This window comes from Streptomyces goshikiensis (genome assembly GCF_014650555.1).
In the GTDB taxonomy this organism is placed as follows: Bacteria; Actinomycetota; Actinomycetes; order Streptomycetales; family Streptomycetaceae; genus Streptomyces; species Streptomyces goshikiensis.
In genome coordinates, this window is sequence record NZ_BMVE01000010.1 from 1 (window position 1) to 21,157 (window position 21,157).

General features: G+C 74.7%; 16 protein-coding genes and 1 pseudogene. 9 read left to right on the top strand and 8 right to left on the bottom strand.

Annotated elements, in window-relative coordinates:
* The 3 genes and pseudogenes from IE248_RS25540 to IE248_RS25550 form a co-directional block, all read left to right on the top strand.
* Positions 1–150: carboxyl transferase domain-containing protein (locus IE248_RS25540; RefSeq protein WP_190031832.1), on the top strand; the 150-nt coding region annotated here is incomplete at its 5' end.
* A 106-nt stretch (positions 151–256) separates the two neighbouring features.
* Entirely contained in the window at positions 257–1,246 is a 990-nt protein-coding gene (gene speB / locus IE248_RS25545) for an agmatinase (protein ID WP_229895519.1), read from the top strand.
* Positions 1,247–1,764: 518 nt separating this feature from the next.
* A pseudogene (locus IE248_RS25550) lies at positions 1,765–3,218 on the top strand (carotenoid oxygenase family protein).
* A 139-nt stretch (positions 3,219–3,357) separates the two neighbouring features.
* Here IE248_RS25550 and IE248_RS25555 read toward each other — a convergent pair.
* The 4 genes from IE248_RS25555 to IE248_RS25570 all read right to left on the bottom strand — a co-directional run bounded on the left by IE248_RS25555 (position 3,358) and on the right by IE248_RS25570 (position 7,316).
* A complete protein-coding gene (locus IE248_RS25555; protein ID WP_190031833.1) occupies positions 3,358–4,644 on the bottom strand; it encodes a YhgE/Pip domain-containing protein in 1,287 nt (428 codons plus the stop codon).
* Positions 4,645–4,824: 180 nt separating this feature from the next.
* The gene (locus tag IE248_RS25560) at positions 4,825–5,700 is read right to left on the bottom strand and encodes an alpha/beta fold hydrolase (protein ID WP_190031834.1); all 876 of its coding nucleotides are present in this window, start codon (positions 5,698–5,700) and stop codon (positions 4,825–4,827) included.
* Positions 5,697–6,440 (bottom strand): TetR/AcrR family transcriptional regulator, encoded by a 744-nt coding sequence (locus IE248_RS25565; protein ID WP_073794113.1) that lies wholly within the window; start codon positions 6,438–6,440, stop codon positions 5,697–5,699. The genes IE248_RS25560 and IE248_RS25565 overlap by 4 nt, the downstream gene beginning before the upstream one ends.
* Before the next feature lie 9 nt (positions 6,441–6,449).
* Positions 6,450–7,316 (bottom strand): class II aldolase/adducin family protein, encoded by an 867-nt coding sequence (locus tag IE248_RS25570; protein ID WP_100583844.1) that lies wholly within the window; start codon positions 7,314–7,316, stop codon positions 6,450–6,452.
* A 200-nt stretch (positions 7,317–7,516) separates the two neighbouring features.
* Here IE248_RS25570 and IE248_RS25575 point away from each other — a divergent pair, with 200 nt between their 5' ends.
* The 6 genes from IE248_RS25575 (at position 7,517) to IE248_RS25600 (ending at position 14,219) form a co-directional block, all read left to right on the top strand.
* Positions 7,517–8,311 (top strand): N-formylglutamate amidohydrolase, encoded by a 795-nt coding sequence (locus IE248_RS25575; protein ID WP_100583843.1) that lies wholly within the window; start codon positions 7,517–7,519, stop codon positions 8,309–8,311.
* A gap of 49 nt (positions 8,312–8,360) precedes the next feature.
* Positions 8,361–8,771, top strand: coding sequence for a VOC family protein (locus tag IE248_RS25580; RefSeq protein WP_073794480.1), 411 nt, complete (start codon positions 8,361–8,363; stop codon positions 8,769–8,771).
* Between the two features lie 40 nt (positions 8,772–8,811).
* Positions 8,812–9,021 (top strand): hypothetical protein, encoded by a 210-nt coding sequence (locus IE248_RS38425; RefSeq protein ID WP_308438182.1) that lies wholly within the window; start codon positions 8,812–8,814, stop codon positions 9,019–9,021.
* Positions 9,022–9,232: 211 nt separating this feature from the next.
* Positions 9,233–10,414, top strand: a complete 1,182-nt coding sequence (locus tag IE248_RS25590) for a sensor histidine kinase (RefSeq protein ID WP_190031835.1) — start codon at positions 9,233–9,235, stop codon at positions 10,412–10,414.
* Positions 10,402–11,106, top strand: coding sequence for a transcriptional regulator (locus IE248_RS25595; protein WP_190031836.1), 705 nt, complete (start codon positions 10,402–10,404; stop codon positions 11,104–11,106). The genes IE248_RS25590 and IE248_RS25595 overlap by 13 nt, the downstream gene beginning before the upstream one ends.
* A gap of 122 nt (positions 11,107–11,228) precedes the next feature.
* A complete protein-coding gene (locus tag IE248_RS25600) occupies positions 11,229–14,219 on the top strand; it encodes a helix-turn-helix transcriptional regulator (RefSeq protein WP_190031837.1) in 2,991 nt (996 codons plus the stop codon).
* Between the two features lie 229 nt (positions 14,220–14,448).
* Here the strand turns inward: IE248_RS25600 and IE248_RS25605 are convergent, their stop codons facing one another.
* The 4 genes from IE248_RS25605 to IE248_RS25620 form a co-directional block, all read right to left on the bottom strand.
* Positions 14,449–15,591 (bottom strand): substrate-binding domain-containing protein, encoded by a 1,143-nt coding sequence (locus IE248_RS25605; protein ID WP_037795284.1) that lies wholly within the window; start codon positions 15,589–15,591, stop codon positions 14,449–14,451.
* A 51-nt stretch (positions 15,592–15,642) separates the two neighbouring features.
* The gene (locus tag IE248_RS25610; RefSeq protein ID WP_190031838.1) at positions 15,643–16,659 is read right to left on the bottom strand and encodes an ABC transporter permease; all 1,017 of its coding nucleotides are present in this window, start codon (positions 16,657–16,659) and stop codon (positions 15,643–15,645) included.
* The gene (locus tag IE248_RS25615) at positions 16,656–18,227 is read right to left on the bottom strand and encodes a sugar ABC transporter ATP-binding protein (protein ID WP_073794121.1); all 1,572 of its coding nucleotides are present in this window, start codon (positions 18,225–18,227) and stop codon (positions 16,656–16,658) included. Before IE248_RS25615 ends, IE248_RS25610 begins: the two co-directional genes overlap by 4 nt.
* A 152-nt stretch (positions 18,228–18,379) precedes the next feature.
* Positions 18,380–21,082: a SpoIIE family protein phosphatase gene (locus tag IE248_RS25620; RefSeq protein WP_100583853.1), complete on the bottom strand. Its 2,703-nt coding sequence runs from the start codon at positions 21,080–21,082 to the stop codon at positions 18,380–18,382.
* Between the last annotated feature and the right edge of the window lie 75 nt (positions 21,083–21,157).

Consider the following 21,157-nt stretch of genomic DNA (forward strand, 5'->3'; position numbering starts at 1 on the left):
ATGCACCCGTACTACGCCGCCGAACGCGGCCTCGTCGACGACGTCATCGACCCCGCGGAAACGCGCGAGGTACTCGCGAGCGCGCTGGCGATGCTCCGCACCAAGCACGCCGATCTGCCCGCGCGCAAGCACGGCAACCCGCCGATGTGACCCGCCGGGGGCCCCGGCAGCGCCCGGCGCCCGGCGCTCCCGACCCCCTGGTGGTCCCGGCACGGGGCACCAGGCCGAAGTCCCCTGGAAAGGCACGGAACGCACCATGGCCGCCCACCCCAACGGAGTGACCCCGCCGCTCGCGCCGACGGAGACCGACCGGACCCTGCACTTCGCCGGCCAGGCCACCTTCGGCCGCGTCCCCCGCCTCGACCAGGTGGAGAAGGCGGACATCGCCGTGGTCGGGGTCCCGTTCGACGGGGGAGTCACGTACCGCCCGGGAGCCCGCTTCGGCGGCAACGCCATCCGCGAGGCCTCCCGGACCCTGCGCCCGTACAACCCGGCGCAGGACGTCTACCCCTTCCACTTCAGCCAGGTCGCGGACGCCGGGGACATCAGCGCCAACCCGTTCGACACGAACGAGGCCGTGGAGACGATCGAGGCGGCCGCCGACGAGCTGCTCGGGGGCGGCGCCCGGCTGATGACGCTGGGCGGCGACCACACCATCGCGCTCCCGATGCTGCGCGCCGTGGCCAAGAAGCACGGGCCGGTGGCGGTCCTGCACTTCGACGCGCACTTGGACACCTGGGACGACTACTTCGGCCAGCAGTACACCCACGGGATGCCGTTCCGCCGGGCCGTGCAGGAGGGAATCGTCGACACCTCCGCCCTCTGCCACGTCGGGACCCGCGGCCCGATCTACGGCAAGAAGGACCTCGACGACGACGCCAAGCTGGGCTTCGGCATCGTCACCTCGGCGGACGTGATGCGGCGCGGGGTGGACGAGATCGCGCAGCAGCTGCGCGAGCGGGTCGGCGACCGGCCCCTGTACGTCTCCATCGACATCGACGTCCTGGACCCGGCCCACGCCCCCGGCACCGGCACGCCCGAGGCCGGCGGCATGACCTCCCGCGAGCTGCTGGAGATCCTGCGCGGCCTCTCCGACTGCCACCTGGTCTCCGCCGACATCGTGGAGGTCGCCCCGGCGTACGACCACGCGGGCATCACCTCGATCGCCGCGTCGCACGCGGCCTACGAGCTGATCACCATCATGTCGAAGCAGATCGCCCCGGTCCGCTGGGGCATGACGCAGTAGCCCCCGCGGGCGCGACCGGCCGTGCGCGGCCGGTCGCGCCCGCATTCGTCTGTGAATTTAGCCTGAGAAACCGCCGGGGGCGGCGCGTCGGCTTGACTCGGCCTTACTCGTTTTCCCGCGTTCCGGGAAGTCGCCCGTCGTTCCTCAGAGGTTCCGCGGCCCGCAACAATAAAATGCCGTTAAAAATTCGATGACGGCTTTATCGCGCGCACGCGCACGCGCGCAATTTCCCTTGCAGGATGCAATGGAATTGCCCATGCCGATGTCTGCCCGAATCCGGGCAACCGGTAGCCCGGAGCGTCATTCCGGCGTCCCGTGCGAGCGCCCGGCGGTGGCGCGTCCCCAGACGATCGCCCACCGGGCCCGCTCCGGTCATCCTTTCGTTCATTGAGTTCACGGCCGGCCGCCCGCGCGGCCCGGGCGCGCGGGCCGCGCTTGCCGCGGCGGCGCCGCCGGGTTTGACTGAAACCTGGCGCACGGGAGCCGTTCCGCGTCCCCGGCGTGCCCCGGAGGCTGGTATGAGCACGCACACGACCCGGACCTTCGACCCCACCCGGGTCGCCCACCTCAGCGGACCGTTCGCGCCGGTGACCCGCGAAGTCGACGAGGTCGGCCTGCGGGTGGAGGGACGGCTGCCCGACGGCCTGGACGGCGCGTACCTGCGCAACGGACCGAACCCCCGGTTCAGCCCCATCGGCTCCTACCTCTACCCCCTCGACGGCGACGGCAGCACGGCGTCTGGATCCACGAGGGCACGGTCCGCTACCGCAACCGGTTCGTCCGCACGCCCGGCGTACTGGCCGAGGAGCGGGCCGGCCGGGCGCTGTGGGGCGGGCTCGAATCGATGGTCATGCCGCAGGAGCCGGACGTACCCGCGGACCTGGCCGGCACCTTCAAGGACCTGCCCGACATCAACGTGGTGCGGCACGCGGGCCGCCTGCTGGCGCTGGCGGAGTCGAGCTGCCCCTTCCGGATGTCCCCGGAGCTGGACACCCTGGGGCCCGAGACCTTCGACGGCGCGCTGCCGGCCGGGATCACCGCGCACCCCAAGGTCGACCCGCGCACCGGTGAGATGGTGGTCTTCTGCTACGGCCTCGAACCGCCCTTCCTGACCTGGTCGGTGCTCGGGCCGGCCGGCGAGGTGAGGCGCGGGCCGACGCCGGTCGACACCGTCGACGAGCCGATGATGATCCACGACATGGCGCTGACGGCACGGTTCGTCGTCCTGGTCCTCGCGCCCGCCTTCTTCGACATCGACGCCGCGATGGCCGGCACCGGTTCGTTCGTGGCGTGGCGGCCCGAGCGCGGTACCCGGATCCTGCTGGTCCCGCGCGACGGCGGACCGGTGCGGCAGGCCGCCGACGACGCGTACTGGATGTGGCACACGGTCAACGCCTACGACGCGGACGAGGGGCAGGAGGGCGGCGCGCCCGGCCAGGGCGGGGACGTCGTGCTCGACTACGTCCAGTGGGACCACCTGGCGATGGGCCCTGCGACCGGCGGCCCCAACCCCGGCGGCCTGGTGCGCGCCGTGATCAGCCCGGAGGCGGGCAGCATGCGCCGCACCCGGCTCGACGACGCGGCCATCGAGCTGCCGCGGATCGACGACCGCCTGATCGGGCGCCGCCACCGCCGGCTGGCCGCCGCCTCCGGCACGGGCGCCCGGGACCTGCTCCCCGGCGAACACGACGCCCTGCGCTGGTACGACCTCCAGCGCGGCGGCAGCGAACTGTGGGCGGCCGGGGACCTGGCCGTCGGCGAGCCGGTGTTCGCGCCGACACCGGGCGGCGCCGACGGCGAGGGACACTGGCTCACCCTCGCCACCGACCGTACGGACGGCACCAGCTGGTTCCTCGTACTCCCGGCGGACGAACCGGAGTCCGGCCCGGTGGCCCGGGTCCGCATCCCGGTACGGGTCCCGCTGGGCCTGCACGGGACCTGGCTGCCCACCGAGGAACCCGCACCGGGGTAGTGGAGGTGGTCCCGTGGAACTGAACGAATCGCAGAAGGCCTGGCTGATGGTGTCCGGCGTCCTCGCCGTGATCCTCGCGAACCTCGTGGCGATCATCCTGATGAACACCGTCGGGAAGTGAACCGGACCGCCGGGCGGGTCAGGCGGGCTGCGGGGTCAGGCGCTTGTGCCCCGCCCGGTCGTAGTACGCGGTCATCGCGAAACCGAAGACCAGGGCGAGGACCGTACCGATCGCGATCATGATCCAGGAGCGGGTGAGCCCCGCGTCGCCGCGCGCGTCGAAGTAGAGGATCGCCCGTACCCCGTCGCTGAGTTGCCGCATGGGTTCGAAGTGGGAGAGGAAGCGGTAGAACCCTGGGACGGCCTGGAGCGGCACGGTGGCGCCCGAGGAGGGCAGGCCGAGGACGATGAACACGAACATCGACACCAGCTGGCCGATCCCGCCGAACGCGGCGTTGATGGCCTGCACGCCCAGCCCGACGGCGAGGGCCGCGCAGTAGGAGTAGACCCACAGCAGCGGCAGGTGCGAGGCGTCCATCCCGAGGACGGCCACGCAGGCCACGAGCACCAGCGAGGTGCTGAGGATGGTGATCCCCGCCGTCATCACCATCTTCAGCAGCAGCGTCTGGGTGCGGTTGATCGGCACCGTGGGGCGGCGGGTGTGCCAGGGGCCGATCTCGTTGTCCGCGTACCCGAGCGCGGTGTCGACTCCGTTGCTGATGACGTTGCCGCCCATGAACCCGGCCAGCACCAGCAGCAGGGTGTAGTAGAAGGCCGTCAGGCCGAGGCCGCTGTTGGCGCCGATCGGGTGGCCGACCTGGGTGACGACCTTCACCGGGTCGGTGAGCAGCGTCTTGACGGTCGGGCTCGTCTGCTCGCCGGCCGCCGCCGTGAGCTGCTTGCCGATGTTCTGGGACGCCTGGTGCGCGGCCTTCGTCGTGATCTGCCCGGCGAGGGAGGAGCCGAGGCTGCCCTTGCCGGGGTTGGTGAGCACGACGATCGTCGGCTGCCGGGTGGCGCCCGAGGTGGTGAGGGCGGTCACGGAGTCCGTGAATCCGGCCGGGACGACCAGGGCGCCGTAGACCTTCCCGGAGTCGAGCTGGTCCTGGGCCTGGGCGCGGGTGAGCGTGCGCCAGTCGGCCTTGCCGCCCCCGGTGTCGGCCGCGATGGCGGCGGTCACCTGGGCGCCCAGGTTCTCCTGCTGCCCCGGCGGCGGCTTGCCGGTGTCGTCGTTGACGACGGCGATGGGGAGGTCGTGCAGCTCCCAGTTGGGGTTGACGATGCCGCCCATGTACAGCAGGGACAGCAGCAGGGCGAGCAGCCCCGTGAGGACGGTGGGCACCAGCCACAGCTGCGGGCGCCGCAGCAGCTTGGCGGCGGTGGCCTGAGGGGCGGCGGCCTGGGGGGTGGCGGCGGGCTCGGCCATGGTTCTCCGTGGGCTCCGGGCGGTGCGGGGACCGCGCAGCGGGTGAGATCGGCCGAACGGGTGGTGCCGCGGCGACCGTACGAGAGGTCAGGATGCGGCCCGCACCCGTACGGGCCGCTGTACGCCTCGCCTTCCTCCCCCCGTTTGCAGTACGGCCGCGGCGACGGGCCCGCCGCCGGCTCAGGGCGCCAGGAACCCGGTCAGCGCGGCCGACACCGCCTCGGGATCCTCCAGCTGCGGGTAGTGCCCGACGGCCGGCGGCCCGGCCAGTTCCACCACCTCGGCCCGCGGCAGGCGGGCCCGGATCCGGGCCAGTACGTGGGCCCCGCTGATCGGGTCGGCCGGTCCCCACACGAACAGCGCGGGCCCGGGGAAGCCCTCCAGGGCCGAGGCCCAGCGCGCGGCGTACAGGCGGCGCTCGTCGATGTAGCGCAGCAGGCGCGGGGCGAGGCGGTGGCCGCCGGCGCGGGACACGGCCGCCCACAGGTCGCGTACGTCCTCGTCGTGCACCGGCCGGGCCAGTACGGCGCGCAGGGTGGCGGCGAACCGCCGCCGCGTGGTGAGGTGCGCCAGCAGCGGACCCAGCGGGCCGTGCAGCAGGCGCTGCACCCGCACGGGGCGGTGCAGGTCGGGGTAGAGGCCGCCGTTGAGCCATGCCACGCGCGTGATCCGGGCCGGGTCGCGGGCCAGCAGCTCCTGGCCGACGCTCACCCCGTAGTCGTGCACGACCAGGGCGGTGGCGCCGGTTCCGTGGTGGCGCCAGACCTCCTCGACCAGTGAGGCCTGTTCGAGGACGGAGTAGCGGTGGCGCCGGGGCTTGTCGCTCTCCCCGAAGCCGAGCAGGTCCAGCGTGGTGACCCGCAGGCCCGCCGCGACCAGCGCCGGGACGACGGCGGCCCAGTCGTGGGAGGAGGTCGGGAAACCGTGGACGAGGGTGACGGGCGCGCCGTCGGCGGGCCCGTCCCGGCGTACGAAGACGCGGTGGCCGCCGATGCTCTGGAAGCTCCCGCCCTCCGTCCACGCGCGCAGCGGCGGCAGGACGCGTTCGCCGGTCATACCGGGGCCTCCTCGGATTGCGGGTGGTCCAGCCCGTGCAGCAGCGTGCGCAGGCCGAAGTCGAACTCGGCCTGCGGATCGAGGGAGTTGAGCAGCTCGGCGTGGCGGTGGACCACCGGGTGGGTGCGGGGGGAGAGGGAGGCGAACAGCTCGGCCATCGCGGCGCGCTGTCCGGCGGTGCGGGCCGCGCCGGCGGAGTCGAGCACCGCGGCGCCGATCACGAAGTGGGTGACCGTGAGGTAGACGTGCACGGCCGGCCGCGGGGCCCAGCCGTGCGCGAGGAGCTCCGCGAGGGCGTGCTCGCGGGCCCGCAGCGCGTTGGGGCCCAGCAGCTGTCCGGCGGTCAGCAGGGGGACGACCGCCGGGTGCGCCGCGAGCACCCGGCGGAACTCCCGGGCCCCGGCCTCCAGCCCGGCCCGCCAGTCCCCGTCGAGCGAGGGCAGCCGGATCTCGCCCAGCATGTGGTCGACGGTCTCGATCAGCAGCTCCTCGCGGCTCGCGACGTGCCGGTAGAGGGAGGTGTGGCGGACCTGGAGGTGCTCGCCGAGCCGGCGCATCGTGAGCGCCTCCAGGCCCTCGCGGTCGGCCAGTTCGAGAGCGCCCGCGGTGATCCGGTCGAGCGTCAGCCCGCCCTGGCGGGGCCTGCGCCGCTCGCGTTCGGCGTACCGGGCCTGCCACCAGGCGGGGGATCCGGGCTCGGCTGGTACGGCGACGGGCTGGGCTTCGGGCTGGGAGTTCATGGGTGGCGCCTATTCGAAGAGGTCGGGTTCCGTACGGATGATCTCCTCCCAGAGCGGCTGGAAGGAGAACCAGCCCGCCAGGGGGAACCCGGTCTGCTCCCGGGTGTGCCGGGCGGCCTCGGGTTCGATCAGGTGCGGTGTGCCCGCGGCCTCCGCCAGCAGCTGCGCCTGGGCGCTGCGCTCCATGGAGACGAACCACCAGGCCGCCTCGTCGACCGAGGCGCCGACGGTGAAGATGCCGTGGTTCTGGTGGATGACGGCCTTGTGCGGCCCGAGCCCCGCGGCGAGTTGCCGCCCGGCCTCCTCCTCGACCACCACCGCGCCGGCGCCGTCCCGGTGGACGGTGTGCTGCTCGTACACGGCGCACGCGTCCTGGGTGATCGGGTCCAGCAGGCGCCCCAGGCTGGAGAAGGCCTTCCCGTGGACGGCGTGGGCGTGGCAGGCGGCGACCACGTCGGGGCGGGCGGCGTGGATCGCGGAATGGATCACGAACCCGGCCCGGTTGACCGGACGCCTGCCGTGGCGGACCGTCCCCTCGTGGTCGACGAGGATCAGGTCGCTGACCCGGACGTGCCGGAAGGACATGCCGAACGGGTTGACCCAGAACATGTCCGGGTGCTCCGGGTCCCGCACGGTGATGTGTCCCGCGACCCCTTCGGAGAAACCGAGCCGGCCGAAGACGCGGCAGGCGCCCGCGAGCCGCTGCTTGCGGTGCTCGCGCTCCTGCGACGGGTCCTCGAAGACCGGCGGCAGGGACAGTTCGAGGTCCTCCTGTCGCGGGGCGAAGGCGCTCCCGCGCACCGCGTCCGCCGCTCCCGCGGCGTCCCCCGGGGCGCCGCCCGCCGCCCGCGGCTCCCTGCTCGTCGTCCGGTCCATGTCCGTCTCCCGTCGTGTGCGTCCAGTGGACGCACATTATGCGTCCAGTGGACGCACAGCGCAAGACCTCCGCGACCACCGCTGGACACCCGCGACCGGCAGCCGCGATGATCTTGGCCGGGGCCGGGACAGCCGCGTCCGGGACCCGGCCGCGCGCCACCGCCGGGCGCCGCGCACCGGACACGCGAGCGAGGAACCAGATGAGCGACGCCGCCGCCCTCCTTCACCCCGGCTCTCCCGGGTCCCCCGTGATCCTCCACGTCCCGCACTCCTCCCGCGCCGTGCCCGCCGCCGTCCGCGCCGGGATCCTGCTGGACGACCGGGCCCTCGAAACGGAGCTGGACCACATCACCGACGCGCACACGGCACGGATCGCGGCCGGCGCCGCCGAGGCCGCGCGCGTCACCCCCTGGCGGTTCGAGAACCGGCTGTCACGGCTGGTCGTCGACCCCGAGCGGTTCCCCGACGAGCGCGAGGAGATGCTCGCGCGCGGCATGGGCGCGGTGTACACGCGCACCACGCACCGAGAGCCGCTCCGCCCGGCCGGCTTCGACGGACTGCCGCTGATCGAGCGGTACTTCCACCCGTACGCGCGGGCGCTGACCGACGCCGTGGAGGAGCGGCTGGCGGCCGTCGGGCGGGCCGTGATCATCGACGTGCACTCGTACCCGTCGAAGGCGCTGCCCTACGAGCTCCACGGCGACGGACCCCGCCCCCCGGTCTGCCTCGGCACCGACGCCTTCCACACGCCCCCCGCCCTCCTCGACGCGGCGCGGCGGGCCTTCGACGGCTTCGGGGGCACGGGGCTGGACAGCCCGTTCGCGGGCACCTACGTACCGCTGCGCCACTACGGCAAGGACCCGAGGGTCTCCGCGCTGATGGTGGAGATCCGCCGCGACCTGTACATGAGCGAGCCGGGCGGACCCGCGGGCCCCGGCCTCGACGCACTGGCCGGCGCGCTCGCCGCGCTCGTCGAGACCCAGGGCGGCATCTGATCAGGAATGGAGAAGCGCGGGGCGCCGCACCCCACCTAACGTGACGGTCATGGACATCACCATTCACACCAGCGTCCTCGCGCACGACGACCCGGACGCCGCCCTCTCCTTCTACCGCGACGTCCTCGGCTTCGAGGTCCGCAGCGACGTCGGACAGGGCGCGATGCGCTGGATCACCGTAGGCCCCGTCGACCAGCCGAGTACGTCGATCCTCCTCGCGCCGCCGGCCGCCGACCCCGGCATCACCGAGGACGAGCGCCGCACCATCGCCGAGATGATGGCCAAGGGCACCCACGGCTGGATCCTGCTGGCCACCCGGGACCTCGACGCCACGTTCGAGAAGGTGCGGGCGGCCGACGCCGAAGTCGTCCAGGAGCCGACCGAGCAGCCGTACGGCATCCGCGACTGCGCCTTCCGCGACCCGGCGGGCAACCTGGTCCGCATCCGGGAACTGAGCTGAACCACCCACCGCACGAGGCCGCCGAGAGGGGAGTTCCGGCATGTGTCATCCCGCCTGGGGGCGCGCACTCACCGAGGCGCACCACCTGAAGGACCTCGCACGACCGAGCCGCGTCCGCGACCGGATCGACCGGGAGGAAGCGCTGCCGCACCCGGGCGGCTCCGGCGTCGCGGACGTCAGCGCCCCGGCCGGCTGCGAGCCGACCCCGACGAAGGGCTCCGGACCGCCGCACCCGTCAAGCGGGCGGTGAGCCGGCGCCGTCCCCCGACGCGTTTTTGGCCAGCCCGTGGACCGGCGTCGGCCAAGCTCGCGAGCAGCCCGGCCCGCACCTTCTGGGCATGCACCTCCTGGGGCAACATACGTGGTGTCACTGGCAGTCGCGGGATGTGTGACCCCACCCCGTTCCGGTCGGGACGACCCGGGATCCCGCGCTGCCACCGGTAGGCGGAGGTGTGGTCTTGGTGGTGCGGTCCTTACCGATACGGCGCGTACGGGCACTGCGGGAGACGACCGGGGTCGGCTCGGGGACACAACGGGCCCGGTCGTTCATGATCGTGGCCACCCTGCTCTACCGGGCGAGCCACCTGGCGGTCGGCGTCCTCGCCGTCGCCCAGCGCCGGCCGGAGGTCCCCCTGCCGTACGCGGGCATCGCCGCGGCCCTGGGACTGAGCGCCCTCCTCTACGGAACGGCCCTGCGGCGCGGCCGGTTCGAGACGCGGTACGTCTGGGCGGACGTCCTCGTGACCGGCTGCACGCTGCCCCTGGCCCTCTGCGCCTGGGGCGACGTGCACGAGCCGGCCACGCTCGCGTGGGCGATGCTGCTCGGCGGGTCGGGGAGCGCCACCGCGGCCATCACCCTCCCGCGGCTCCACGTCCTCGGTGTGGTCGCGCTCCTGATGGTGACCCACCTCATCGGCTACCGCGCGGTCGGCACCAGCCCCGCCGTGATCGCCGGCCACCTCAACGCACTCGTCTCGTCGGCCGTGCTGGCCTGGGCCTTCACCTGGTACCTGCTCCGCCAGGGCCGCCTCCTCGACGGGGCCAACGCCCGCGCGCTGGCCGCCGAGGCGCACAAGGCGCGCTACGCCGAGCGGCTCGAACACCACCGCGCGCTGCACGACACCGTCCTCGCCACCCTGACCACCCTGGCGTCCGGCGCGGTCGACGCCAACGCCGCCGAGGTGCGCGAGCGGTGCGCCCGCGAGGCCTCGTACCTGCGCCGGCTGATCCAGCAGACCGCCGAGGAGGTCCACCACCGGGAGATCGGCACGGCCCTGGAGGACGCGGTCGGCTGCGTCGAGGGCCTCCAGCTGCGGGTCACCGCCCAGTACCACGACCTTCCGCAGGTGCCGCCCGAGGTCGCCGCCGCGCTCGGCGACGCCGTGCGCGAGGCCCTGAACAACGTACGCCGGCACGCCGGGACCGGACACGCGTACCTCACCGCGACCGGGGACCCGGACGGAGGCGGGGGAGCCCTCGTCACCGTCGTCGACCGGGGGCCCGGCTTCGACCCCGGGCGGCACCGGCCGGGCCTCGGGCTGCGCGGCTCCGTCCACGACCGGATGGCCGAGGTCGGCGGCCGGGCGACCGTCGACACCGCCCCCGGAGAGGGCGTACGGGTGGAGCTGAGATGGCCCGGGTGATCACGGTCGCGGTGGTCGACGACGACCGGATGCTCCTGGACGGCCTGCGGGCCTGGCTGGGCGGGGTGCCGGAACTGCGGCTCGTGGCCACCGCGGCCACCGTCGGGGAACTCCTCGCCGCCGCGGACGGCCACCGTCCGTACGGGGCCGGCGCGCCCGGGTACACCGCGCCCGACATCGCCCCGGCCGACATCGCCCCGCCCGACATCGTCCTGCTCGATCTCGTACTGCGGGACGGATCCGCCCCCACCGACAACATCCGGCGGCTGCTGCGCACCGGGAGCCGGGTGCTCATGATCAGCACGGTGCCGGACCGCTCCCGGATCATCGAGGCGATCCGGGCCGGCGCCGACGGCTACCTGACCAAGGACCACGACCTGCCGACCCTGGTCACCGCCATCAAGGACCTCGCCACGGGCCGGGGCGCCCACTCCCCGGAACTCGCCTTCGCCTGCGCGCACGACAGCAGCCCCGCCCGCCCCCGGCTCTCCCCCCGGGAGCGGCAGATCCTGCTCGACTACGCCTCGGGGATGACCCTCAAGTCCGCCGCCCGGCGTGCCGGCATCACCGTCCACACCGCCAAGGACTACCTCGACCGGGTCAAGGCCAAGTACCAGCAGGCCGGCCGCCCCACGTACACCAAGCTCGACCTGGCCCGGCGGGTACGGGAGGACCACCTCGACGGGGGATGAGCATCCGGAAGCCGCCGGTCCGGCGCAAGCCCCCCAAACGGACGGCTTCAGACGGCACCCGCCCCTTCCTATCGTCGTCCCCGGCGGCGTCGCGAAAGGCCCGCCGGGGAGGGGACGTTCCGGTGTTCGAATCATGGCCTGCCCTACCGGACGACGACCGCGGCGCCGCGGGCCCGCACGAGGGCCCGCGGACCGGACCGGCGCAACTCATCGGCCGCGCGGCCGAGATGGGGAGGATCACGGCCGCGCTGACCGCCGCCCGGGCCGGGCGGGGCGGAGCGATCTTCGTCACCGGGGAGCCCGGCGTCGGCAAGACCCGCCTCGCCGCCGAGGCCCTCGCCGCGGCCGCGGCGGCGGGCATGGCCACGGCCCGGGGGAGGGCCAGTGCGGTGGGCTCACCCGTCCCGTACCGGCCCCTGGTCGAAGCGCTGTTCCTGCTGGCCCGCACCGGCCTGCTCCCCGGCCCGGGCGCGCTGGGCCACCACGGCCCGGTCCTGGCCCGGCTGCTCGGCGACGAGCGGGACCCGGCCGCCGCCGCCTCGCACGTCATGGTCGGCGAGACGGTGCTGCGCCTGCTCGGCTCCGTCGGGGAAGGCCGCGGCTGCCTCCTCGTCCTCGACGATCTGCACGACGCCGACGCCGGGACCCTGGCCGTCCTCGAATACCTCCTCGACAACATCGGGCAGCAGCCGGCCGCGCTCCTGCTCGTCGCGGGGCGGGCCTGCGGCGCGGCCGCCGAACTCGCCGCCCGGGCACGCCAGCGCGGCGCCGCGACCGCGCTCGGCCTCGGGCCCCTCGACCACCCCGAGGTGCGCCTGCTCGTGGCGACCGAGCTGGGCGTCACCCCCGGAGCCGTCTGTCCCGAGCTCCTGCGGCGGACGGTGGCCGGCTCCGCCGGGATCCCGTTCGTGGTCAAGGAACTCGCCCACGACCTCGCCGGACGCGCGGGCCGCCGAGGCCGCCAGGGCCCGGGGGCGCCCGCCGTCCCCGCCGGGGTCACGGACACCGTCCGGCGCCAGGCCGCGGGGCTCGGCCCGCTCGGCGCGGAACTCCTCGGCATGGCCGCCCTGTTCGGCCGGAGTTTCCCCCTGCCGGTGCTGGAGCGGGCCCTCGGCCGCGACCACGGCGAGCTGTCCGCGGTCCTGCGCGCGGCCGTCGCCTCGTACCTGATCACCCCCGACGGGCCGGGCACCCAGTGGTACGCCTTCCGCTACCGGCTGGCGGCCGAGGCGCTGCTGGACGACCTCGGACCGGGGGAGCGGGCCGGGTACGCGCGGCGGGCGGTGCGCGCCCTCACGGCCCTGCACCCCGGGCTGCCCGGCGCGTGGTGCGCACCGGCCGCCCGGCTGTACGAGCACGCCGGCGACGCCCGTGAGGCCGTCCGGCTGTACGGCGAGGCGGCGCGGCGGGAGATGGACGAGGGCGCGGTGGAACGGGCGCTGGAGCTGCTGACCCGGGCCCACCGCCTCCTCGAACCCGGCACCACCAGCCCCGAGGCGCACGCCACGCTGCTGGAGCGCCTGCTCGACGCCGTCGCCTGCTCGGGCCGCCTCGACCGGGTACCGGCGCAGACCGGCCCGGACGAGGAGGGCGGAGGCGGCGACGGAGACGGAGGCGGCGACGAGTGCGGCGCCGCCCACCACCTCCCGGCCCGGCGGCGGGCCGGGCTGCACGCCCGGCTCAGCGAGATCGCCACCTTGCGGGGGCGACCCGCGCGGGCCCGCGCCCACCTGGACACCGCCCGCCGGCTGCTCGACGCTCACCCGTCCGAGGCCCACACCCCCGTGGTGGACCTCGCCGCGGCGCACGTCGAGCTGAGCCGGGTGGCCCCCGACCGGCTGGCCACCGCCGCCGCGCTCGCCCGCCGGGCGGTGGAAGGCGCCCAGCGCGCCCGCCTCCCCGACGTGGCCGGCCGGGCCCTGCTGCTGCTCGGCCGGCTGGAGCGGGACCAGGACGAACCCGCGGCGGTGGCCCACTTCAGCCGGGCCCGCGCGATCGCCCTCGCGCGGCACCTTCCCGTCCTGCGCGTCCACGCCGAGATGGAGCTGGCCACGGTCGCGGCGAGCCACGACGACCGGCCGACCCGCGTCGAGCGGACCCGCCGGGAGGCCCTGCGCATGGGCCTGCTCCCCCTCGCGCACGAAGCCGGCCTCGTCCTCGCGCTGGACCGGATCCGGCGCTGCGCGTTCGAGGAGGCCCGGGAGCTGATCGACGACGCCGCCGCCGACGCGGCACGCCTGGGACTGGGCCGGACCCTGGCCGCGCTGCGGCTCGCCGAGGCCGTACGCTGCGCCCACCAGGGCCGGCGCCCCGAGATGCGGGAGGCGCTGGAACGGCTCACCCCGCTCCTCGACGCCGAGCCCACCGCCCGGGCGCTGTCGTACGGGCTGGCCCGGGCGTTCTGCTCGCTGCTGGAGGAGCGGTACGACGCCGCCCGCCAGGAGTTCGCGCAGGCCCTCGCCCACGACGCCGAGAACCCCTCGGCCGGCGACTTCGGCAGACACGGCGTCATCCTGCTGCTCGGCGTACTGGACGGACGCATGGGCCGGCGCCACCTCGCCGCCGCCGCGCGGGCCAGCGCCGGCGGCACCCGCTGGAACCACCAGTTCGCCGGCCTGGCGCAGGCCGTGCTGCTCGGCCGCGAGGGCCGGCCCGAGGAGGCGACGGCCGTCGCGGGCAAGGCATTGGAGGCGGCCGAGCTCTACCCCATGGCGCGCCGGCTGTGCCTGCGCCTGGTGGCGCGGGCGGCGTACGAGGACGGCTGGGGCGAGCCCGTCGACTGGCTCCACGAGGCGGAGGAGTACTTCCACGGCGCCGGCCTCCGGGCGGCCGCCGGCGCCTGCCGGGCCCTGCTGCGCGGCATGGGCGCCTCCGTCCGGCAACGGCGCACCGGAACGGAGGAGGTGCCGGACGGACTGCGCCGGTGCGGCGTGACGGCCCGCGAGTTCGAGGTCGCCCGGCTGGTCGCCGTACGCACCAGCAACAAGGACATCGCCGCCCGGCTGCACATCTCGCTGCGCACCGTCGAGAAACACGTCGCGAACCTCCTGAGGAAAACCGGCCACCCGAACCGGACCGCCTTCGCCGACTCCGCCCACGACCTCACCCGCTAGGGGCGAGCACGGCCGACCCCCCCCGCGTGCGCGGGACGCGCGGCTGACGTGGGGTCCGTGCCGGCCGATCGGTATGCCCGACTCAACGCCATCCGGGCCGCCCGCACATGGGCGGTGGCCCCGCACAATTGCGGTCCGTGCCCCCCACACGGGGCCCGCCGGGCGCGCGGGCGAATGGTGGTGGTCGCCCGCCGGGCCGGCCGCGCCCCCTTCCGGGCCGCCCTTCCCGTCAGCCCTGCCAGATCTTCTCGTACGCCTCCCGGTACCCCTGGGGATCCCAGGAGGAGGCTCCGGCGCTGTTGGCGGCGGTGGAGATGTGCACGGGTGCGACGTAGCCGCTGGCGGGCCGGCCGGCGAAGGCGCGGTTGAACTCGTCGACGATCTGCCAGCCCTGCTGCGCGAGCGGTTCCGGGACGGTGGCGGCCTGGAACCGCTCGCTGTTGACGCGCCGGAACGCGGAGGGGTCGCCGTCGCCGGCGCCGATGTTGAGCGGCGGTCCGGCGCCCGGCCTTCCGGCGGCGCGGAAGGCCGGGGCGGCGTCGTCGAAGTACAGGTCGTTGATGGCGACGGAGTACGTCCACTCCTTGGGGAAGCGGGACAGGAGCGAGGAGACCTCCTGGGGGGTGCGCCGGCTCGCGTCCGGGATCGGGATGTTCGCCTGTGCCAGGAGCCGCACGCCGGGGCAGGCGGCCAGCCGCTCCTCGATCAGCCGGGACTTGGTTTCGGCGAACGGGATCGAGTCGTCGGTGAAGACGACGACTCCGGCGTGGCCGCCGGACCCGGCGATGACCCAGTCCGCGGCGGCCTTCGCCACCTCCTCCACCCTCGTGGTGACATTCGTGAACAGCCGGGGACTCGTGCTCGGGCCGGGAGCGCTGAGCGCGTGCCAGCCGACGAGCGGAATGCCCTCGGCCCCGGCCCGCGCCACCTGTTGCGAGGTCAGCCGGGGATCGAAGCCGCCGATGACGATGCCCGAGGGCTTGAGGGTGACGGCCTGGCTGAGCGCCGCCTGGATGCCCGCCGGGGTGCCCTGCCCGTCGATCACCCGGACCGTCCAGCCGATGGTCCGCGCCGCCTCCCGGACGGCGTTCGCCACCCCGGCGACGCCCGGGTTGGTCATGGTCTGCGCGACGTAGACCAGGGACTTGCCGGGGATGGCCGCGGGGCCGGTGGTGGGGCCGTTCCAGGGGGTGACGGCGCGCTCGGCCCGCTCGACGGCCGCCCGCGCCGCCTGGAGGACGGCCGGGCAGCCCGCGCCCGCCGGGGAGGGGCCGCCGGTGTCCGAGGTGCCGCTCCCACAGCCCGCGAGGGCGGTGGCGGCCACCGCCAGCAGGGCTGCGGCCGCGCGGGCGGTCTTGCGGTTCGGGTCCACGGTGCTCCTGAGGCTGGTGTGCGCTGCGAGGTGTCCTACGGGGCTACCGGGCTACGGGACGGCCGCGTCGGCCCGCAGCCGCCGGCGGGCGGAGTAGCCGGCCAGCCCGACCGCGAGGAGCAGGGTGGCGCCGTTGAACAGCGGGGTGGCCCAGAACTGCGCGCCGAGCTGGCCGATCCCGGCGAGACCGACGGCGAGCACGGCCACCGCCACCAGGGTGCCCAGGGCGTTGGCCCGGCCCGGCTTGATCGCGGTGGCGCCGAGCAGGGCGCCGACGAACGCGGGCAGCAGGTAGTCCAGCCCCACGCTCGGGTTGCCGATCTGCTGCTGCGCCGCGAGCAGCACACCGGCGAAGCCGACGACCGTGCTCGACGCGGCGAACGCGTAGACGCAGTACCGGTGGGTGGGGATGCCGATGATCTCGGCGGCGCGGGGGTTGGAGCCGATGACGTACAGGTACCGGCCGAACGGCAGCCGCTCCAGCACCACCCACAGCACGATCACCAGGCCGAGGACGTAGAAGGCGGGGACCGGCAGGCCGAGGAAGACGGCGTCGTAGATCCCGGTGAAGTCGGCGGGAAGGCCCTCCGGGCCCGGGACGATGCGGCCCCCGTCGGTGATCCAGCCGGTGACGGCGTACATCATGCTGCCGGTGCCCAGCGTTGCGATGAAGGAGTCGATGCGGGCGAATTCGACGATGACGCCGTTCACGGCGCCGGCGAGGGTGCCGCCGAGGACGACGGCGAGGCAGGCGAGCGGCCAGGGCCAGCCCTCCTCGACGATGAGGTACAGCACCAGCACGTGCGCGAGGCCCAGGCCGTACCCGATGGACAGGTCGAACTTGCCGCTCGCGACGGTGATCGTGGCCCCGAGCGCCAGCACGGCCGGGATGGACTGGTTGGAGAGGATCGAGGAGACGTTCTCCCGCGTGGGGAAGGTGTCGGGCAGCGCGACGGAGAAGAGCAGGAAGAGCAGGACGGTGAGGGCCAACAGGCCGTACGTGCCGAGGAAGTGGCCGTGCCCCGGCCGCTGACCCGGCAGGGACCGACGCGAGGACGGAGGGCTCACCGGCTCTCGGCGCTTCCGGTGACCGGGGGCAGGGCCGAGGCGGTGCGGGTGAGTTCGGTGACGTTCAGAGCCGCGCCGGCCAGCTCGGCCACCACGGTTCCGCGCCCGAACACGAGCGCGCGGTGGCACACGTCGGCGACCTCCTCGAAATCGGCGGAGACGAGCAGGACGGCCAGGCCCGCGGCGAGCGCCTCGTCGAGGAGCCGGTGGATCGAGGCCTTGGCGCCGACGTCCACGCCCGCCGTCGGCTCTTCGAGGATCAGCAGCCGCGGTTCGCCCCGGAGCGCGCGGCCCAGCATGACCTTCTGCTGGTTGCCGCCGGACAGGGTGGCGATCGGCACCTCGCTGTCGCGCGGGAGCACCGAGAACCGCTCGATCAGGGCGGCGGCCTCGGCGCGCTCCTCGCGCGGCCGCAGCCAGTGCCACGCCGGCACCCCCGCCGCCCGGGGATTGGCCAGGAAGTTCTCCCGAACGGTCAGTTCCGCGGCGCAGCCCTCCTCCTGCCGGTTGGCGGCCACGAAACCGACGCCGCGGCCGAGGGCGGCGGCGACCGTGCCCGGGCGGTACGGACGGCCGTCGAGCAGCGCCCGCCCGCCGAGGAGCGGCAGCGCGCCGGCGAGGGCGCGGCCCAGGTGTGCGTGGCCGGCCCCGGTCAGCCCCACCATGGCGAGGACCTCGCCTTCGCGCAGGTCCAGACTGACGGGGCCGGTGCGCGCGGTCCGCACGCCGTCGAGGCTCAGCAGGGGCGGGCGGCGGCGCGCGGGCCCGGCGCCGGACACGGGAGCGGCCGCCGGCGGGCGGGGCGCCGGTTCGTGGCCCACGATGTCGCGCACCAGGCGCTCCGGGCCGTACGGGGCGAGGGGGCCGTGGCTGACGATCCGCCCGTCGCGCAGGACGGCGAAGGTGTCGGCGACCTCGTACACCTCGTCGAGGCGGTGGCTGACGTAGAGGATGCCGTGCCCCCGGTCCCGCAGGGCGTGCAGGACGCCGAAGAGCCGGGCGCAGTCCGCGGCGGGGAGCGTGGCGGTCGGCTCGTCGAGCACGAAGAGCCGCGCCCGTCTCGCCAGGGCGCGGGCGATGGCGACCAGCGAGCGTTCGGCGGGGGCGAGGTCGGCGATCCGGGCGTCGGCGTCGAGGTGTCCGGCGACGATCCGCAGCGCCTCGTCGCAGCGGCGCCGGGTCCGGCGCCAGGAGATCAGGCCGCCGCGGCGCGGGTAGCCGGTTCCCAGGGCGATGTTCTCGGCGACGGTCATCCACTCGACCAGCCCGAGGTCCTGGTGGATGAAGGACATGGCGCGGTGGGCCGCCTCGGAGCCGAGCGGGTGCCCGGCCACGGTGACCTCGCCCTCGTCGGCGTGATGGACCCCGGCGAGCACCTTGATGAGGGTGGACTTCCCGGCTCCGTTGGGGCCGAGGAGGGCGAGGACGCTGCCCCCGTGGACGTCGAGGTCGACCCCGTCCAGGGCGACGGTGCCGCCGAACCGCTTGCCGAGGCCGCGTATCCGGACGAGGGGTTCCGCGCCGGGGCGCGGGGGCGGGCTCGGCGAGGTGACGGGAGTGTCATGCACGGACTTCTCCGGGGCCGCCTGTGGGGAGGGACTGCCTGAAGCGAGGGGGGAACACCGGTGATGCTACTGGCGACCATGGACATATCGGTTATATGTGACGGTCTGTGTCTCGGGTGGCCGGCAGGACCGCCGTACGGGGCGCGCCGCGCCGGTCAGGCCGCGTCCAGGGCGCACTCGGCCCAGATGACCTTGCCGTGGGGGGTGTAGCGGGTGCCCCAGGCGTGGGCGAGCTGCGCGACGAGGAACAGGCCCCGCCCGCCCTCCTCCGTGCTGGCCGCCCGCCGCAGGTGCGGGGCGGTGCTGCTGCCGTCGGAGACCTCGCAGATCAGGGTGCGGTCGAGGATCAGGCGCACCTGGATGGGCTCGGTGCCGTAGCGGACCGCGTTCGTGACCAGCTCGCTGAGCATCAGCTCCGCGGCGAACGCCTGCTCCTCCAGCCCCCAGTCGGTCAGCCGGCGGGTGGCGGCGGCGCGGACCCCGGAGACCTCGGCCGGGTCGGCGGGCACGTCCCAGCTGGCCACCCGGTCGGCGGGCAGCGTACGGGTGCGGGCGACGAGCAGCGCGATGTCGTCCTCCGGGTGGTCCGGCGCCACGGCGTCGATGACCGCCCGGCAGGTGTCCTCCGGCGTACGGCCACGGTGCGCCAGGGCGCGGCTCAGCCGGTCGAGGGTGACGTCGAGGTCGCGGTGGCGGCCCTCGATGAGCCCGTCGGTGTAGAGGACCAGCGTGCTGCCCTCGGTGAGCCGGATCTCGGCGGTCTCGAAGGGCAGACCGCCCAGGCCCAGCGGGGGACCGGCGGGCAGCTCGGGGAAGACCACGCCGCCGTCGGGGTGGACCAGTGCGGGCGGGGGGTGCCCGGCGCGGGCCATCGTGCACAGCCGCGAGGTGGGGTCGTAGACGGCGTACAGGCAGGTGGCGCCGACGATCCCGGTGCTGCCGGCGTCGTTCTCGCCGCCCTCCTCCCGGTCCAGGCGCACCAGGAGGTTGTCCAGGTGGGTGAGGAGTTCGTCGGGGGCGAGTTCCAGCTCGGCGAAGTTGCGCGCGGCGGTGCGCAGCCGGCCCATGGTGGCGGCGGCGTGCAGCCCGTGTCCGACGACGTCCCCCACGAGCAGCGCGACACGGGCGCCGGAGAGCGGGATGACGTCGAACCAGTCGCCGCCCACTCCGGATTCGGAGGGCAGGTAGCGGTGCGCGACCTCCACGGCGCCCTGCTCGGGCATGCCGTGCGGCAGCAGGCTCCGCTGAAGGGCCAGTGCCAGGGTGTGCTCGCGGGTGTACCGGCGGGCGTTGTCGATGCAGAGGGCGGCGCGGGCGGCGAGCTCCCGGGCCAGCCGGCTGTCGTCGTCCCCGAAGGGCGCGGGGTCCCGCGACCGGTAGAAGCTCGCGATCCCCAGCAGGACGCCGCGGGCCAGCAGTGGGACGCAGACGAGGGAGTGCACGCCGCGGTCGAGGATCCGCCGCGCGTGCTCCGGCTCCTGGTCGATCCAGCCGACGGCGGTGCTCAGATCGGGTTCCAGCACCTCCTGCCCGCTGTCCAGGCACCGCATGTGGGGGGTACCGGCGCGCAGCTCCACCCGCCGCCCCGCCGGATAGAAGGGGCAGTCGTCGCGCACCCCGTGGACCACCGCGCGGTGCAGCTCGGTCGCCGGATGGGCGGACTCCTCACCGCGCAGCACGGCTTCGGGCACGTCGATGGTGACGTAGTCCGCCAGGCGCGGAACCGCCATCTCGGCGAGCTCCCGGGCGGTGCGGGTCACGTCCAGGGTGGTGCCGATGCGGGCGCTGGCCTCGGCCAGCAGCTCCAGCCGGCGCCGCGCCGCGACGGCGTACTTGCCCACTTCCGGCTCGCCCACCAGCACCAGTCCCCGGGTGGGGCCGGTGACGTGGTCCGCGGGCGCGGGGCCGGCGGCGTGGTGCGCGGGTCCTGCTCGCGGCGCCTCGGAGGCCTCGCCGGTGAGCACGGCCTCGACGACGACGCCCTCCACCCCGGAGCGGCTCGTGACCGGGCGGCTCATCAGGGTGACCCCCCGCCCGTGCGGCAGGGCCACCTCCACGGCGGCCCGCTGGGTCGAGCAGATGAGCTCGGTCGCCTTCTCCTTGAGGATCAGCTGATCGCCCCGGCCGAGCCCGCTGTCACCGAGCTCGGCCAGTGCGATCAGGTGCCCGTTGCCGGTGTCCGCGCCGCCGTGGGCGAGGTGGCCGGCGTCGAGGTACGTCCGCAGCAGTGCGCGCTCCCGGGCCGACCGCTGCTCCATCAGCCGCCGCTCGACGGTCTCTGCGGCCCGTCGGACCAGGGCTGCCAGGGCGGGGTCCTGGTAGCTGTGCGGGTACCCGAAGCACAGCACGCCGACGATGTCCCCGCTCAGCTGGTCGCGGATCGGGGTCGCGGAGCAGGCGCTCGACTGGGAGCGCTGGGCGAAGTGCTCCGCCCCGTAGACCTGGACGAGCCGCCGTTCGGCGAGGGCGAGGCCGATGCCGTTGGTCCCCGCGACCCGCTCGGCGAAGACGAAGCCGGGCACGCTCTGGATGGGCGGGAGGGTGCGGGCCAGGTCCGGTTCCCCGAAGCGCCGCTCCAGCACCGTTCCGCCCGCGTCGGCGAGGGCCACGTTCATCGGGCTGCCGGAGAACCGGGACGCCAGCTGGTCGAGCACCGGGGCCGCCGCGCGTACGAGCCGGCTGTCCGGATCGAAGTCGTCCCGGTAGGGAAGCTCGGTCTGGTCCGGTGAGAGCCCCAGAGACTGGCAGCGCAGCCAGGAGTTCATGATCGGGCTTCGCACCCCGCCCGTGAGCGGCTCGCCCCCGAGGAACCGCTCACGGGAGCGTGCGGGGCCGATCTGCTCTCCCGTGGCTCCCATGCGCATCATCCCCTCGCCGAGCCCTTCGGCCGAGCCCCTTCGAGTGCCTTCCGAGTATATTCCTCCCCTTTTTGT

Coding starts and splice junctions, on each gene's coding strand:
- speB (WP_229895519.1), top strand. CDS start 257: ATGGCCGCCCACCCCAACGGAGTGACCCCGCCGCTCGCGCCGACGGAG.
- IE248_RS25555 (WP_190031833.1), bottom strand. CDS start 4,644: ATGGCCGAGCCCGCCGCCACCCCCCAGGCCGCCGCCCCTCAGGCCACC.
- IE248_RS25560 (WP_190031834.1), bottom strand. CDS start 5,700: ATGACCGGCGAACGCGTCCTGCCGCCGCTGCGCGCGTGGACGGAGGGC.
- IE248_RS25565 (WP_073794113.1), bottom strand. CDS start 6,440: ATGAACTCCCAGCCCGAAGCCCAGCCCGTCGCCGTACCAGCCGAGCCC.
- IE248_RS25570 (WP_100583844.1), bottom strand. CDS start 7,316: ATGGACCGGACGACGAGCAGGGAGCCGCGGGCGGCGGGCGGCGCCCCG.
- IE248_RS25575 (WP_100583843.1), top strand. CDS start 7,517: ATGAGCGACGCCGCCGCCCTCCTTCACCCCGGCTCTCCCGGGTCCCCC.
- IE248_RS25580 (WP_073794480.1), top strand. CDS start 8,361: ATGGACATCACCATTCACACCAGCGTCCTCGCGCACGACGACCCGGAC.
- IE248_RS38425 (WP_308438182.1), top strand. CDS start 8,812: ATGTGTCATCCCGCCTGGGGGCGCGCACTCACCGAGGCGCACCACCTG.
- IE248_RS25595 (WP_190031836.1), top strand. CDS start 10,402: ATGGCCCGGGTGATCACGGTCGCGGTGGTCGACGACGACCGGATGCTC.
- IE248_RS25620 (WP_100583853.1), bottom strand. CDS start 21,082: ATGGGAGCCACGGGAGAGCAGATCGGCCCCGCACGCTCCCGTGAGCGG.